We start from the raw sequence: 14523 nt of genomic DNA on the forward strand, positions 1-14523 counted from the left end.
TCTAGATATGGGAACGCCGGGCAGGGGTCTGCAACGGGTGCCGGTGAGAGGATTGTGACGGGAACGGTCATGCGGGGAATGCGCGTGCCATCAGGTCGTAAGGATGCTTCCAGCCGGGTGTCTCGCTGATCCGCGTCAGCCAGGCGTCGATGGCCGGGTACTCGGCGCGCTGGAAGGTGAAGGGCTCCTCGTAGAACAGGTAGCCCGCGCAGCTGATGTCGGCGCAGCTCATCGCCTCACCGGCCAGCCAGTCACGCTGCGAGAGTTCGCCCTCGAGCACCTGTAGCGAGGCTTTCAGGCGGCCGGCGTGGAAGGCGATGACATCGGCGTTGCGTTTCTCCTCGGGAAGGAAATTCATCAAAAACCGCAGCGGGCCCGCGACGCCCGAGACCTTCTGGTTGTCGAAAATCGTCCAGCGCAGTACGTTGCGCGGCGTGTCGCCGGTCAGCTTGCCGGTCGTCTCCATCACCCAATGCTGGATCACGCCGGATTGAGTCATGACCTCGTCACCGGTATCCAGCACCGGCACCTCGCCCATCGGATTGACCGCGCGGAACTCCGGACTGCGTGCCTCGCCTTTGAAGAAATCGACGTGACGCGGCTCCCACGGGACCCCCGCCAATTCGAGCGCCAAAGCTGCCTTGTAGGCGTTCCCACTTTCGCCGAAGCAATAGAGCGTATTGGTCATTTGCGTCTCCCCCCAAAGTGCTGCACGTCGTTGCGCGCGTGGAGCGGTGGGGGTTTCACACCCCCACACCCCCGTGCCGGTATTTATGAAAAGATGAAGGCTCATAACGCTTCGTTAAGGTTAACGTGCCATCGTCGAGTCGCGGTACAGGCTGCCGAGCCGATGACCGTAAAAGGTGAAGGCGCCCGTGTCGTTCAGTGCAGCGCCCCTCTGGCTATAGACGGCTGGGGAACACTCGGTTCGACATGGGCGTACTTCCGCCCTCGCTTCATCTTTTCAAAAATACGGACTCCTTGTCTTGCATCCCGCGCCGTCGTCTACCGTTTGCGCTCTTCCAGTTCCGAGTTGAAAATCCGGATGCGGGCGATGAATTTCTCTTCGTTCATGACGCTGCCCCAGTGCTCGAAGACGAAGGACAGGAACTCTCCCTCGTCCAGACCTGCCTCTTTCGAGAGGGCGCGCAGCTTGCGGTAGCCGTCTTCCGTCATCGCGATGTTGGTGCGGCGTGTCAGGCGAAGGCGCTTTGGCATAGTGTCCCTTTCGTTTCCGTGGCGCGACCGGTGGGCCGCGCCACGACTATGCCGTTCAGAAGTTGGCCGCGTCCAGCGCCATGACCGCGTCGCCGCCCGCCTGGATACGGGTCAGGTGCACGGCAGTCATCGGCAGGGTGCGGGTCATGTAGAAGCGGCCGGTGGCCAGTTTTGTCTCGTGGAACTCGGGGTCCGAGGTGCCCTCTGCCAGAGCCTTCAGCGAGGCTTTCGCCATCATGCCCCACATCAGGCCGAGGCAGGTGTGGCCAAAGAGGTGCATGAAGTCATTCGAGCCCGACAGCGCGTTGTTGGGGTTCTTCATGCCTTCCTGCATGAAATACATTCCCGCCGCCTGCAGATCCTTGGACGCGGCCTTCAGCGGGGCGATGAATTCCTCCATCCCCACGATCTCGGCGTTGTCCTTGCAGAAGCTTTTCACGAGGTCGAAGAAGGCCATGACGTGCTTGCCGCCGTCCTGCGCCAGCTTACGGCCCACGAGGTCGAGCGCCTGGACGCCATTGGCGCCCTCGTAGATCATCGCGATGCGGGCGTCGCGGGCGAATTGGGACATGCCCCATTCTTCGATGTAGCCATGCCCGCCGTAGACCTGCTGCGCCTGCACGGTCATGTCGAAGCCCTTGTCGGTGAGGAAGCCCTTGATCACCGGGGTGAGGAGCGACACGAGGCCATCGGCCTCCTTGTCCTGCGAGCGATGCGCGGCGTCGATCAGGGTCGAGCCCCAGAGCAGGAATGCGCGGCCCGCTTCGGCGAAGCTTTTTTGCTCCATCAAGTTGCGGCGGATGTCGGGGTGCACGATCAGCGGATCGGCAGGCCCATCGGGGTTCTCAGCCCCGGTCACGGCGCGGCCCTGAAGGCGGTCCTTTGCGTATTCAAGCGCGTTCTGGTAGGCGACCTCGGTCTGCGCCAGACCTTGCATGCCGACGCCCAAGCGCGCCTCGTTCATCATGGTGAACATGGCGCGCATGCCCTTGTGCTCTTCACCCAGGAGGTAGCCGGTCGCGCCGTCGTAGTTCATCACGCAGGTGGAGTTGCCGTGGATGCCCATCTTCTCTTCGATCTTCCCGCAGGAGACGCCATTGCGCTCCCCGAGCGAGCCATCCTCGTTCACGAGGAACTTCGGCACGATGAAGAGAGAGACACCCTTGATCCCCTCGGGCCCACCGGTGATCTTGCCGAGCACCAGGTGGATGATGTTGTCGGACATGTCGTGTTCGCCGGCCGAGATGAAGATCTTCTGACCGGTGATCTTGTAGCTGCCGTCGTCTTGAGGCTCGGCCTTGGTGCGCATCAGGCCCAGGTCGGTGCCGCAATGGGGCTCCGTCAGGTTCATCGTGCCGGTCCACTCGCAGGTGACCATCTTCGGCAGGTAGGTCTCTTTCTGCGCGTCGGTGCCGTGGGCCAGTATCGCCGAGGCGGCGCCGTGGGTCAGGCCCTGATACATGGTGAAGGCCATGTTTGCGGCCGAGAACATTTCGCCCACCGCGGTATTCATCACGTAAGGCAGGCCCATGCCGCCGAATTCCTCGGGCATGTCGATGCCGGGCCAGCCGCCTTCGGCCATCTGGTCGAACGCCGCCTTGAAGCCCTCGGGCGTGCGCACCACGCCGTTTTCCATGACACAGCCCTGGGTATCGCCGACGGTATTGAGGGGAGAGAGCACCTCGGACGAGATCTTGCCCGCCTCTTCAAGGATCGCGCCGGTGAACTCCCGCTCCAGATCGCCATAGCCGGGCGTTTCCAACGACGAGATATTGAGCACGTCGTGCAGGATGAACTGCGTATCTTTGGTCGGAGCGGTGTAGCTCGGCATCATGTCTCTCCCTAGACAGAAATTCGGATCAGGCGGCGGAAACCTTGCCAGTCAGCATTTCCGACACCATGGTCATCTGGTTGCGCAGCTCGTCGATGGCCTCATCAAGCTCGGCGCGTTGTTTTTCCATGTCGCTCAGCCGCGCGCGGGCCACGGACAGCGTGCTGACCAGCTGCGTCTCCTGGCCGTCGCCGACGTAATAGAGGTCCAGCAACTGCCGGATTTCCTCGAGCGAGAAGCCGAAGCGCTTGCCGCGCAGGATCAGCTTCAGGCGCGCGCGATCGCGGCGGGTGAACAGGCGGCGCTGACCTTCCCGGATCGGGTAGAGCAGCTCCTTGGATTCATAAAAGCGCAAGGTGCGGGGCGTTACATCGTAGGCGTCGCACATCTCGCGAATGGTCATGGTATCGGTTGTCATTGCTTGGGTCTCACTAAGGTCAAACATCAAACTCGTCCCGGTCCATGTGTGGTCACAGGTCCTGTCTACAAGCTTGGATGACGTTTACGTAACTTGAACGTTGCGTCACTCTGGGAGTGACGAAAGGTTAACCAACTCGTGGTATGAGAATGCGGAATCTTTGCAAAGCAGATATCGGGTCTTGACGGCTGTTTTTGGCCAAACTTTCCCGCTTTGCCCGAGCGTCACACCAAGAAGGCGCGGGGTGGAGCCAGCTTATTTCGCGCTGGCGTCACGCAGATCTTCCAACTCGGTGATGATCTCGTCGAGTTCGGCACGCCGGGCGCGAAGCTCTTCCAACTGCTCGTTGGCTTTCGCGATCCACACGTCACGCTGGCCCTCCCATCCATCGCCTTGGTCATAGATCTCCAGCCATTGGCGAATTTCCTCGAGCGAGAAGCCGAACCGGCGTCCACGCAGGATAAGGGTCATGCGGGCCACGTCGCGGGGGCGGTAGAACCGTGCCCGTCCTTCGCGGTCCGGAGAGAGCAGCTCGATATATTCATAATGACGCAACGTTCGTGGCGTTACGTCGAAGCGCGCGCACATCTGCTTAAATGTGAGACGGTCCTCGGCCATCTTCGGGTGTCCTTTCCTCAATGCGCCTCCACTATGGCGCGGGGCGGCAGCGTTGTTAAGTAAAACCCCTTGCGTCGGGACCGGCCCGGCGCGACACCTGTAAGACGCAGCCGTACGAGGAGCCGATGGAGATCAACCTGACCGAGGAAAACAAGGCGCGAATGGTGCGCCAATTCATCGAGGCCCTCCCTTTCGCGAAGGCATTGCAGATGGAAATGGAGGAAATGGGCGACGGGCGCGCTGTCATCTCCATGCCCTATGCCCGCGAAATCGTGGGTGATCCGGCGACCGGGGTGATCCACGGCGGCGCGGTCTCCGCCTTGATGGATACCTGCGGCGGGGCGGCGGTGATGAGCCATCCGCAAACGAAATCGGCGACGGCGACGCTGGATCTGCGGATCGACTACATGCGGCCCGCCACGCCCGGCGAGAAGATCACGGCGCGGGCCGAATGTTACCATGTCACGCGATCCGTGGCCTTCATCCGGGCCGAAGCCTTCGATGCCGATGCGGATCGCCCCGTGGCCTCGGCCACCGGCGCGTTTTCCATCGCGGAGGGCGGGGCATGAGCCGCGCGCGTCCCGAACCCGTTGATGTGGTCAAGAACCGCCGCGACCGGGCGCTTGCCGCGCTGGTCTCCGGCGTGCCCTATATCGCCACCATGGGGATCACCTTCGACCGTCGCGGCGATGAGCTAACAGCGGTCTTGAACTATCAGGACAAACTTATCGGCAACCCGCTTCTCCCGGCGATCCATGGCGGTGCGACGGCCTCGTTTCTGGAAGTGACGGCGATCATGGAACTGAGCTTCCACCTTCTGTGGGACGAGATCGAGAGCGGCCGCATGGACGCCGACACGCTGACGCCCGAGACGCTGCCCCGTATGCCGAAGACGATTGATTTCACGGTGGACTACCTGCGCTCCGGCCTGCCGCGCGACGCTTACGCGCGGGCGCGGGTCAACCGCTCGGGTCGGCGCTATGCCAGCGTCCATGTGGAGGCATGGCAGGACAACCGGCAAAAGCTGTTTGCGCAGGCCACGGGTCATTTCCTGATGCCCGCGCCCGCCAGTTCAGGTCAGGGCTAGGCCCGAATGGACACGCCAGCCGACGTCGCCAGCACCCCGCCACAGCCCCTGACCCATCGCCGGGTCTTGAAGATCGCCGTGCCCATCGTGGTCTCCAATGCCACGGTGCCGCTTCTGGGGATCGTCGACGTGGGTGTCGTGGGGCAGATGGGCGATGCGGCGCCGATCGGCGCGGTCGGCATCGGCGCGATCATCCTGTCGAGCGTGTTCTGGATCTTCGGCTTCCTGCGCATGGGCACCGTCGGCCTCGTGGGGCAGGCGGAAGGGGCAGGGGACATGGCCGAGGTCTCGGCCATCCTGACGCGCGCGTTGATCGTCGCTGGGGTGGGTGGCCTGTTGCTGATCGCGGCCTATCCGCTGATCGTCTTCGCCGCGTTCTCGTGGGAATCCACCACGGCAGATGTAGAGGCCTTGGCGCGGCGATACCTCTTCATCCGGATCTGGACCGCACCTTTCGCGATTTCCGTCTACGCGCTGACCGGCTGGCTGGTCGCGCAGGAGCGCACGGGGGCGGTCTTTGCGGTCCAGCTGATCATGAACAGCATCAATATCGGGTTGAACTTCCTCTTCGTGCTCGGCTTCGGCTGGGGGGTGGAGGGCGTCGCGCTCTCGACCGCGATTGCCGAGATCATCGGAGCGGGCATCGGCCTCTGGTTCTGTCGCAACGCTTTCGCGCGGCCCGCGTGGCGCGACTGGCCCCGCGTCTTCGAGCGCGCGCGGCTGGTCAGGATGATGCTGCTTAACGCCGACATCCTGATCCGCTCGGCACTTCTGGTGGCGATGTTCACCTCGTTCACCTTCCTGGGCGCTCAATTCGGAGAGGTGACGCTGGCGGCAAACGAGGTGTTGATCCAGTTCCTCTACCTCACGGCCTACGCGATGGACGGCTTTGCCTTCGCCGCCGAGACGCTGATCGCGCGCGCGTTCGGGCGGCGAGACCCGGCGCGGCTGCGCCGCTCGGCCGTGATGACATCCATGTGGGGTGCGGGGATCTGCGTCGCCATGGGCCTGGGGTTCTGGTTGGGAGGGCCGTGGCTCATTGATCTGCTTGCGAAGGATGCAGAGGTGCAGCAGACGGCGCGGGTGTTCCTGCCCTACATGGTCTTTGCGCCGGCCATCGGCTGTGCCGCCTGGATGCTCGACGGTATCTTCATCGGTGCGGCCCGAGGGCGCGATATGCGCAACATGATGATCCTGAGCGCCGGTCTCTACGTGGTGGCCGCCGTGGTGCTGATCCCATGGCTCGGCAATCACGGGGTCTGGGCTGCTTTGCTGGTGTCCTTCGCGGCGCGTGGGGCAAGTCTGGGCACCCGCTACCCGGCGCTGGAGCGTGCGGCGGCGTGAGGAATTCCGTATTTGAAAAAAGGTGAAGGGGTGGCGTTGGGGGTTACAGCAACGCGGCGATGGCTTCGGTGGGGCGCCCGATGACCGCCGCGGACTCGGTGATCAGGATCGGGCGTTCGATCAGGATCGGATGTGTCGCCATGGCGACGATCAGCGCGGCGTCATCGGCGTCCTTCAGGCTCAGGTCCCTGTAGAGCTTTTCGCCCCGGCGGATCAGGTCGCGCGGAGAGAGTGAGAGCTTGCCGAGCAGGGCCGTGAGCTCGGCCTCGGAGGGTGGTGTCTGCAGGTAGAGGCGGACGTCGGGCGCGCGGCCTGCGTCTTCCAGCAGGGCCAGCGCGGCGCGTGATTTCGAGCAGCGCGGAGTGTGCCAGAGGGTGAGGGTGTTGTTCATGTCCATTCCGAAACTCCGGTGCCGGTGGCTTGGGCGACGTTGGCGAAGCCGTCGCGCTGCAAGCGGGCGTCGACCCCCTTGGCGATCTTCGTGACCATGCCGAGGCCGCCGTAGACGAGGCCGGTATAGAGCTGCACGGCCGAAGCGCCGGCGCGGATCTTGGTGTAGGCCTGTTCTGCCGACGCGACACCGCCCACGCCGATCAGGGGCAGCTTGCCCTCGGTCAGCTGGTAGAGGCGTGCGAGGGTGCGGGTGGATTTTTCAAACAGAGGCTGGCCGGAGAGGCCGCCTTGCTCGCCCGCGTGACGGCTCTGCAGGCCTATGCGGTCCAGCGTCGTGTTGGTGGCGATGATCCCCTGCAGGCGGCCGCTGTCGATCGCCACATCGGCGATATCGGCCAGTTCCGCTTCGGTCAGGTCCGGGGCGATCTTGAGGAAGAGCGCGACAGTGCTCTCGGCCCGTGCGGCATCCACCTGCTCGATGATCGCGCGCAGGGCGGCCTTGCCCTGCAGGTCGCGCAGCTTCTCGGTGTTGGGGGACGAGACGTTGATCGTGGCGAAATCGATATGGGGCGCGCAAGTGTGGAACACCTGCGCGAAATCGGCGACCCGGTCGGCGCTGTCCTTGTTGGCGCCGAGGTTGAGGCCGATGGGGATCTCGTGGGGGAGGCCATCGAGCCGGGCTGCAATGGCCTCGGCGCCGTCGTTGTTGAAGCCGAAACGGTTGATCGCAGCGCGGTCCTCGGCGAGCCGGAAAAGACGCGGGCGCGGGTTGCCGGGCTGTGGGCGCGGGGTGGCGGCGCCCAGTTCGATGAAGCCGAAGCCCGCGCGCTGCAGGGGTCCCGCGACGGTGGCGTTCTTGTCAAATCCCGCGGCGAGGCCGATCGGGTTGGGCATGTCCAAGCCCGCGATGCGTGTGGGCAGGCGCGCCGAGGTGAAGGGGCCTTCGACCGGGCCGAAGCCGGCTTTCAGCGCCGCGATGGCGAGGCCATGGGCGCGCTCGGGATCGATCCGGCGCAGGAGCGGCAGGGCCAGTTTTTCGAGCATTTCAGAGCCCCTCGGGGAAGACATGGGCGCCGTCGCGGACGGGCAGGGACCGGTGCCAGAGGATATCGCTCAGGCGGAGCGGTCCGTATAGATGCGGGAACAGAGCGCCACCGCGCGACGGCTCCCATTTCAAGGCATCGCCCAAGGCGTCTGACTCCAACGCGGCTAGCACGAGGCCTTCGGTTCCCGCGAAATGTTTTGCCGCCGTCTCGACGACCTGTTCGGCGGTAGAGAAGTGGATATAGCCATCGGCCACGTCAATCGGCGCACCGGGGGTCTGCCCGGCGGCCTCAAGCGCGGCCCATTCGTCCGCGCGCAATATCTTGTAAATCCGCATGGGCGTCGTTTCCCCCGCAGGCTCCGCCACGTCAAGTGTCACGGGTCCGTCATCAAGCGTCTTTACTTGGACACGGCACGCGGCCAAGCTGCGATCAGTTCAACAATAACTTGGGGAGAATTCCATGCTTTCTCGTATTCTAGGCTCCACAGCGATGCTGGCGGGTCTTGCTGTGGCTGCACCTGCCGCCGCGGACACGACGTTGCACCTTCTGCACATCAACGATCTGCACAGCCGGATCCAGCCGATCAACCGTTTCGATTCGACCTGTAGCGCCGAAGATGACGCGGCGGGGGAGTGCTTTGGCGGCGTCGCTCGCGTGGCCACCGCGATCAACACCCTGCGCGGCGAGTTGGAAGAGGCCGGCGAGAACGTGCTGGTGCTCGACGCGGGCGACCAGTTCCAGGGCTCGCTGATGTACACGACCTACAAGGGTGACGTGGAAGCGGAGTTCATGGAGGCGATCGGCTTCGACGTCATGGCCGTGGGCAACCACGAATTCGACGACGGCCCCGAGAACCTCGCGCGGTTCGTGGAGATGACGAGCTTCCCGATCATCTCGGGCAACCTCGACCTGTCGCAGTCCAACGTGCTGACCGACGAGATGATCCCCGATCATGTGGTGCTCGACGTGAACGGCACGCAGGTGGGCATCGTCTCGGCGCTGGCGGTGGATACGGCGGAAACCTCCTCCCCCGGGCCGAGCATCATCTTCCAGGATGAGATCGAGGCGCTGCAGGCCGATGTCGATGCGCTGACCGAGCAGGGTGTGAACATCATCATCGCGCTGACCCATGTGGGTCTGCCGCAGGATATCCGCATCGCCGAGGGCGTTTCGGGGATCGATGTGATCGTGGGCGGCCACTCGCACACCTACCTGTCGTCTTCCGACCCCGACCGCGCAGGCGCCTATCCGACGATGGCCACCAACCCCGACGGCGCCTTCGTGCCGATCGTGCAGGCCTACGCCTACTCCAAGTACCTGGGCCACCTCGAGGTGACCTTCGACGACGATGGCAACGTGGTCTACGCCTCGGGCGACACCATGGTGCTCGACGCCTCCGTCACGCCGGACCCGGAGATCGCGGCGCGGGTGGCCGAGCTGGGCGGCCCGATCGAAGAGGCCATGTCGGTCGTGATCGGCGAATCCTCGGACATCATCGACGGCTCGCGCGAGACCTGCCGGGCGATGGAATGCCCGATGGGCAACCTGGTGGCCGACGCCATGCTCGAGCGTGTGCGTGATCAGGGCATCGACGTGGCGATCCAGAACGGCGGCGGTCTGCGGGCCACCATCGATGCAGGCGAGATCACCATGGGCGAGGTCTTCACGGTGCTGCCTTTCCAGAACACGCTGGCGACCTTCCAGCTGACCGGCGCGGGCATCATCGAAGCGCTGGAGAATGGTGTGAGCGCCGTGGAAGAGGGCGCGGGCCGCTTCCCGCAGGTCTCGGGCATGTCCTACACCTATGATCCCTCCGCCGAGCCGGGCTCGCGTATCGTCTCGGTCGAGATCGCCGGCGAGCCGCTGGACCCGGAAGCCACCTACGGCGTCGTGTCCAACAACTACATGCGCGGCGGCGGCGACGGCTATGCCAGCTTCACCACGGCCGAGAATGCCTATGACTTTGGTCCGGGTCTGGAGCAGGTGGTTGCGGATTACATCTCGGAGGCAGGCACCTACGAGCCTTACACCGACGGACGCATCACTGCGGCCGAGTAATCCTCGGATCGTCTGAAATTTAAGCGATTTGAACCGGCGTGGGGAAACCCGCGCCGGTTTTCGTTTGGCCATGCGTGGGGCGCAAGGCGGGTCTGTCGATACGGCCTCTGGTCGATCCTGTTAGCGCTATCACATTGGGAGCACGAACCTGAAACACCTGGCTCAAAAGGAGCTGCCCCAATGGCAAATCTGTTCAAAGACCTTCGCAACGCCGCCCGAAAACGGGCTGCCTACAACCGTACCGTCGCCGAGATTTCGGCTCTTCCCGTGGAATTCGCCGTGGAAGATCTGGGCATGCACCCGGAAGACGCTCACAAGATCGCGCTGCGCAGCGTTTATGGCCGCTAAGACGCGCCGTTTACCTGCGTCACATTTCAGGGTCTATTAAGCCCATGTGTGGCCGTATGACGATGACCCATCCCCATGATGCCATGGCGCGGCTGTTTCAGGCCGCGCCGGCAAACGACCTGCCCCCGGTCCCCAATTACAATGTCTGCCCGACCAACGCTGTCGCCGCGGTCACCGCCAGTGCGGAGGGCGACGACGCCCCGCAGCGCGCGCTCAGGCCGATGCGGTGGGGCTTCATTCCCCATTGGTACAAGAAGCCGAACGACGGCCCCCTGCTGATCAACGCGCGCGCCGAGACCATTGCAGAGAAACCCGCCTTTCGCTCGGCCGTGCGGTCGCGGCGCTGCCTGATCCCTGCCACAGGCTTCTATGAATGGACGAAAGGCGAGGATGACGCCCGCCTGCCGTGGTACTTCTCGCGCCTGGACGGGAGCCCGATGGTCTTCGCCGGCATCTGGCAGGTCTGGGACAAGGGCGACGCGCCGCTCACCACCTGCGCGGTGGTGACGACGGGCGCATCGGACTGGATGGCCGAGACCCATCACCGCGAACCCGTGGTCGTGGCAGAGGACGATTGGGCGACGTGGTTGGGCGAGAACGACGAAAAAGCCGCCCCGCTGATGCGCCCGGCGCCGACCGACACGTTCCAGCGCTGGCGCGTGGACCGCGCCGTCAACTCCAACCGCGCCGACGGGCCCGAGTTGATCGAGCCTCTGGTTGCCTAATCGGGCTGGAACACGGCGCCGCTGACGATTGCGCGCGCGGTGTGGACGGTCAGCACAGCCAGCACGATCGCCAGAACAGCCAGCAATCCGTAGCCCATCACCAGATGCACGAGCGATCCGGTCAATTCGGCGAACCGGAAGCTGGCGATGGTAATTGCGGCCAAGGGAAACGACAGCGCCCAGAACGAAAGCGCGAATGGCAGCCGCAGGATCGCGGGCATCTGCAATGCCACGAGGGCGGTGAAGAAATAGCCCAGGTTGATCAGCACCCGCGCGGCGGCGTCGATGCTGCCGTTGTGAAACTGCACCCAGGTGAGGAACGCCAGGGCCGGTGGCGCGATCAGGATGACGATGGTGGGCCGCAGTTTGCCCGGCATCGGATCGTGGAAGATCAGGCGGTTGAAGACCAGCGTCAGCAGCACCAGCCAGAACAGGATGCCGACCGCGAAGAAGTACCAGCTGAACTCGATGTATCCCAAGGGAATGCCGCCAAAGGGCGCCATGACGTTGCCCACCGCGGGGATGAACCACGCCGGCGACAATTGCCCCGGCCCGAAGGCGCGGTGGCTGATCCAGGCGGAGATGACCACCACCGTCAGCACGCCCTGAAGTGCTGCGCCAAGAAGCCAGACGGGCCGCGCCGCCTCTGGCGCGATGGGATGCAGGAACGACGCCATCAGAAGCAGCGAAATGCTCGCGGCGGGAAAGAACGCGAGTTTGACCGGATGGCTCCACTCGGCCACCACGGCCGCGCGGTGACGCAGGAACTTGAGCGCGAAGACGGCGAACAGGATCACCAGCAACGCCGTCGCGACGGCTCCAACTACCGAGGAGGCCACCTCGAACCCGCCCGCGCGCGCGGCCAGCGACAGGCCGAAGGCGCCCATGGCGGTGGTGAAAAAGCTGATCGGCGTGTGCTCAAGCTTGCTGTGGACGCCTGCGGTCATTGCGCCGTGGCTTCCAACGGGTCTGCCTGCAGCGATTGGGCGATCTCGTCGTCGATGGGCGTCGAGAACGTGTTCACGATGAAGCCAAGGGTGGAATAGAACCCGACCGTCGCGAACAGGTCGAGGACACCCTTCGAGCCCACAAGATCGGTGAGCGCGGCGAGCGTGCCGGGGGTGAGGCGCGCCAAGGCCAGAACCTCGTCGACGGCGCCGGCGATCACGGCATCCTCGGCGTTCATGTCGGAGGTCGGCCCGCGCAGCGCGGCAATGCGGGCGTCGGAAAACCCGAGGGCGCGCGCGCGATGGACGTGGTGCGACCATTCGTAGTCGGAGTTCAGTGTCACGGCGGCGCGCAGGATCACGACTTCGGAGCGGTCACGCCCAAGGCTGGTATCCAGCACGACATGCTGCCGCAGATTGGCCCACGCCTGCACCAGCGCCGGGTGATGGGCCATGGTGCGATAGACGTTCAGCTGTCCCGCGAATCCGTTTTCGAGGTCGGCCAGAACGTCGGGCCAGGCCGAGGCGGAGAGGGGGGCGAGTTTGGGATCTGACATGTGGCGCTCCTGCGCAGGCTGGCCCGAGCGGGCGAATGGGTGGGCGGCAAGGGCTCTCGGCACATGGATCGATGACACAATTGCCGCGCAGCTCTCGCCTTTTAATTATAGAGTGATAAATAAGAACGGAGGTAAGGTATAGGGGGAGTCAAAATTTGGCGCGAACAGCAGCAGTAATCGGAGGCTCCATCGGCGGTCTGTTTTCGGCGGTGACGCTGCGAAATGCGGGCTGGAACGTCAAGGTCTACGAGCGCGCCCGCGCGCCTTTGTCCGGGCGCGGCGCGGGGATTGTGACCCATCCGCAGCTTCTCGACGCGCTGGACCGCGTCGGCGCGAACACCGCTGATCTGGGCGTGCAGGTCCACGACCGCGTGGTCTTCGATCGCGAAGGCGAGAGGATCCACACGCTGCCCTATCCGCAGGTCGTCACCTCGTGGGACCGCATGCACCAGACACTGCGCCGGATGATCCCAGACGCTGACTACCATCTGGGAGAGACGCTGACAGGCTACGCCGACGATGGGGAAGGGGTCTCTCTCACTTTCGCCAGCGGCACCCGGGACCGTGTCGATCTGCTGGTCGGCGCGGACGGCTTCCGCTCTGCCGTGCGCGCGCAGATGCTGCCCAAGGTTCAGCCCGCCTACGCGGGATATGTCGTCTGGCGCGCGCTGGCGCAGGAGGCAGAGCTGTCTGCCGACATGCGCGCCCGGATCTTCGATGTCTTCGGCATGTTCATGCCCGCCGGCACCCAGATCGTGGGCTATCCGATCGCGGGTGAAAACAACGACCTGCGCCCGGGCCATCGGCGCTACAACTTTGTCTGGTACGTGCCGGTCTCGACGCAGGATCTGGCCGACTTGCTCACCGACGCGGACGGCAAGACCCATGCGATCTCGATCCCGCCGCCCCTTGTGCGCGATGATGTGGTCTCTTGGATCGAAGGTGCCGCCGCGCGGATATTGCCGGACGTTTTCTGCCACATCCTCGACAAGAGCGAGCGCCCCTTCTTCACGCCGATCTATGACCACCTCTCCCCCACCTTCGCGCGGGGCCGCGTGGCGCTGGCGGGCGACGCCGCCTGTGTCGCGCGGCCCCACGTGGGGATGGGCGTGACGAAAGCGGCGCAGGATGCCTTGGCTTTGGCAGAGCATGTGGCGGGCGACGTCGCGGCGGGGTTGCAGGCCTATTCCGATGAGCGCGTGCCAGCTTCACAGGCGGCCTATGAGCGCGCGCAGCTGCTCGGGCGCTACATGAAGCAGGTTCCGGAGGCGGGCGATCCGACGGACGGACGAAACAATGCACATATGGAGGAGATCATCCGGCTGACCGCCGTGGCCGATTTCCCCTAGCCGCGAAGTTCCTCGTATGACGTCATCACGATCTCGCGGTAGGCCGCGCGCTCGCACAATTGCCCGTACCAGCGCGCGACTTCCGGGCCGAACGAGACGCCCATATCGTGCGCTCGATACATCATCGCACCTGCCGCGATATCGGCCATGCCGAAGCTTTCCCCGCCAAGCCACGATGTCTTCTCAAGCTGCCATTCCAGAGGGGCGAGCCCGGCTTGAAACGCGGCCTCAAGCTCCGCGGCATTTCCCTGCCGCTTCGCCGGAGGTGTGCGGACACGCTCGTAGAACAGGCGGATGAAGGCGGGCTGCAAACTGGACGTCGCATATTCCATCCATTGATCGGCGAGAGGCGGCACGCCCCCCGCCAGATAGCGCAGGATCGCGTGGCTTTCCCACAGCGCGAGGTCGCCGTCCTGCAGGACCGGCACGCGCGGCACCGGGGTCAGGGCGGCAAATTCCGGCGTATCCGTGCCACCGTATTTGTCGCCGACGATGCGATGCTCGAAGGGGCGCGATAGCTCGGCCAGCGCCCAGAGCACCTTTTGCACGTTGACCGAACTGGGCCGCCCCCACAGGATCATCGC

The 14523-nt window shown here is 64.4% G+C and carries 18 protein-coding genes; 7 read left to right on the forward strand and 11 right to left on the reverse strand.

Annotated elements, in window-relative coordinates; genetic code table 11:
- Window positions 1–67: 67 nt before the first annotated feature.
- The 5 genes from KYE46_RS07530 to KYE46_RS07550 all read right to left on the reverse strand — a co-directional run bounded on the left by KYE46_RS07530 (window position 68) and on the right by KYE46_RS07550 (window position 4085).
- The gene (locus KYE46_RS07530; protein WP_219004639.1) at window positions 68–688 is read right to left on the reverse strand and encodes a glutathione S-transferase family protein; all 621 of its coding nucleotides are present in this window, start codon (window positions 686–688) and stop codon (window positions 68–70) included.
- Between the two features lie 317 nt (window positions 689–1005).
- The gene (locus tag KYE46_RS07535) at window positions 1006–1218 is read right to left on the reverse strand and encodes a hypothetical protein (RefSeq protein WP_219004641.1); all 213 of its coding nucleotides are present in this window, start codon (window positions 1216–1218) and stop codon (window positions 1006–1008) included.
- 55 nt (window positions 1219–1273) lie between these two features.
- Entirely contained in the window at window positions 1274–3049 is a 1776-nt protein-coding gene (locus tag KYE46_RS07540) for an acyl-CoA dehydrogenase C-terminal domain-containing protein (protein ID WP_219004643.1), read from the reverse strand.
- A 28-nt stretch (window positions 3050–3077) separates the two neighbouring features.
- Entirely contained in the window at window positions 3078–3467 is a 390-nt protein-coding gene (locus KYE46_RS07545; RefSeq protein WP_219004644.1) for a MerR family transcriptional regulator, read from the reverse strand.
- Window positions 3468–3722: 255 nt separating this feature from the next.
- A complete protein-coding gene (locus KYE46_RS07550; protein WP_219004646.1) occupies window positions 3723–4085 on the reverse strand; it encodes a MerR family transcriptional regulator in 363 nt (120 codons plus the stop codon).
- Between the two features lie 125 nt (window positions 4086–4210).
- Between KYE46_RS07550 and KYE46_RS07555 the strand changes: the two genes are divergently transcribed.
- From KYE46_RS07555 to KYE46_RS07565, 3 genes are read left to right on the forward strand one after another with little or no spacing between them, the layout of a single operon-like run.
- A complete protein-coding gene (locus KYE46_RS07555; RefSeq protein ID WP_219004647.1) occupies window positions 4211–4654 on the forward strand; it encodes a PaaI family thioesterase in 444 nt (147 codons plus the stop codon).
- Complete coding sequence (locus KYE46_RS07560; RefSeq protein WP_219004649.1) at window positions 4651–5172, forward strand: PaaI family thioesterase; 522 nt, start codon at window positions 4651–4653, stop codon at window positions 5170–5172. The genes KYE46_RS07555 and KYE46_RS07560 overlap by 4 nt, the downstream gene beginning before the upstream one ends.
- 6 nt (window positions 5173–5178) lie before the next feature.
- Complete coding sequence (locus tag KYE46_RS07565; protein WP_219004651.1) at window positions 5179–6516, forward strand: MATE family efflux transporter; 1338 nt, start codon at window positions 5179–5181, stop codon at window positions 6514–6516.
- 43 nt (window positions 6517–6559) lie between these two features.
- Here the strand turns inward: KYE46_RS07565 and arsC are convergent, their stop codons facing one another.
- The 3 genes from arsC to KYE46_RS07580 are packed head-to-tail and all read right to left on the reverse strand — an operon-like array spanning window position 6560 to window position 8290.
- A complete protein-coding gene (gene arsC, locus KYE46_RS07570; RefSeq protein WP_346345226.1) occupies window positions 6560–6913 on the reverse strand; it encodes an arsenate reductase (glutaredoxin) in 354 nt (117 codons plus the stop codon).
- Entirely contained in the window at window positions 6904–7953 is a 1050-nt protein-coding gene (locus KYE46_RS07575) for a quinone-dependent dihydroorotate dehydrogenase (protein WP_219004653.1), read from the reverse strand. Before KYE46_RS07575 ends, arsC begins: the two co-directional genes overlap by 10 nt.
- Window position 7954: 1 nt before the next feature.
- Window positions 7955–8290: a DUF952 domain-containing protein gene (locus tag KYE46_RS07580; protein ID WP_219005057.1), complete on the reverse strand. Its 336-nt coding sequence runs from the start codon at window positions 8288–8290 to the stop codon at window positions 7955–7957.
- 124 nt (window positions 8291–8414) lie between these two features.
- Between KYE46_RS07580 and KYE46_RS07585 the strand changes: the two genes are divergently transcribed.
- The 3 genes from KYE46_RS07585 (at window position 8415) to KYE46_RS07595 (ending at window position 11086) form a co-directional block, all read left to right on the forward strand.
- Window positions 8415–10013, forward strand: a complete 1599-nt coding sequence (locus KYE46_RS07585; protein WP_219004655.1) for a bifunctional metallophosphatase/5'-nucleotidase — start codon at window positions 8415–8417, stop codon at window positions 10011–10013.
- Between the two features lie 180 nt (window positions 10014–10193).
- On the forward strand, window positions 10194–10361 hold the full coding sequence (locus tag KYE46_RS07590; protein WP_219004657.1) for a hypothetical protein: 168 nt from the start codon (window positions 10194–10196) through the stop codon (window positions 10359–10361).
- A 44-nt stretch (window positions 10362–10405) separates the two neighbouring features.
- Entirely contained in the window at window positions 10406–11086 is a 681-nt protein-coding gene (locus tag KYE46_RS07595) for an SOS response-associated peptidase (protein ID WP_219004659.1), read from the forward strand.
- On the opposite strand, the gene KYE46_RS07600 is transcribed toward KYE46_RS07595, so the two are convergent.
- The gene (locus KYE46_RS07600; RefSeq protein WP_219004660.1) at window positions 11083–12033 is read right to left on the reverse strand and encodes an SLAC1 anion channel family protein; all 951 of its coding nucleotides are present in this window, start codon (window positions 12031–12033) and stop codon (window positions 11083–11085) included. The genes KYE46_RS07595 and KYE46_RS07600 overlap by 4 nt on opposite strands.
- Window positions 12030–12590, reverse strand: a complete 561-nt coding sequence (locus KYE46_RS07605) for a carboxymuconolactone decarboxylase family protein (RefSeq protein WP_219004662.1) — start codon at window positions 12588–12590, stop codon at window positions 12030–12032. Before KYE46_RS07605 ends, KYE46_RS07600 begins: the two co-directional genes overlap by 4 nt.
- 155 nt (window positions 12591–12745) lie before the next feature.
- Between KYE46_RS07605 and KYE46_RS07610 the strand changes: the two genes are divergently transcribed.
- Window positions 12746–13939, forward strand: coding sequence for an FAD binding domain-containing protein (locus tag KYE46_RS07610; protein WP_219004663.1), 1194 nt, complete (start codon window positions 12746–12748; stop codon window positions 13937–13939).
- Here the strand turns inward: KYE46_RS07610 and KYE46_RS07615 are convergent.
- On the reverse strand, window positions 13936–14520 hold the full coding sequence (locus KYE46_RS07615; RefSeq protein WP_219004664.1) for a glutathione S-transferase family protein: 585 nt from the start codon (window positions 14518–14520) through the stop codon (window positions 13936–13938). The genes KYE46_RS07610 and KYE46_RS07615 overlap by 4 nt on opposite strands.
- Window positions 14521–14523: the final 3 nt, after the last annotated feature.

Source organism: Gymnodinialimonas ceratoperidinii, assembly GCF_019297855.1.
GTDB lineage: Bacteria > Pseudomonadota > Alphaproteobacteria > Rhodobacterales > Rhodobacteraceae > Gymnodinialimonas > Gymnodinialimonas ceratoperidinii.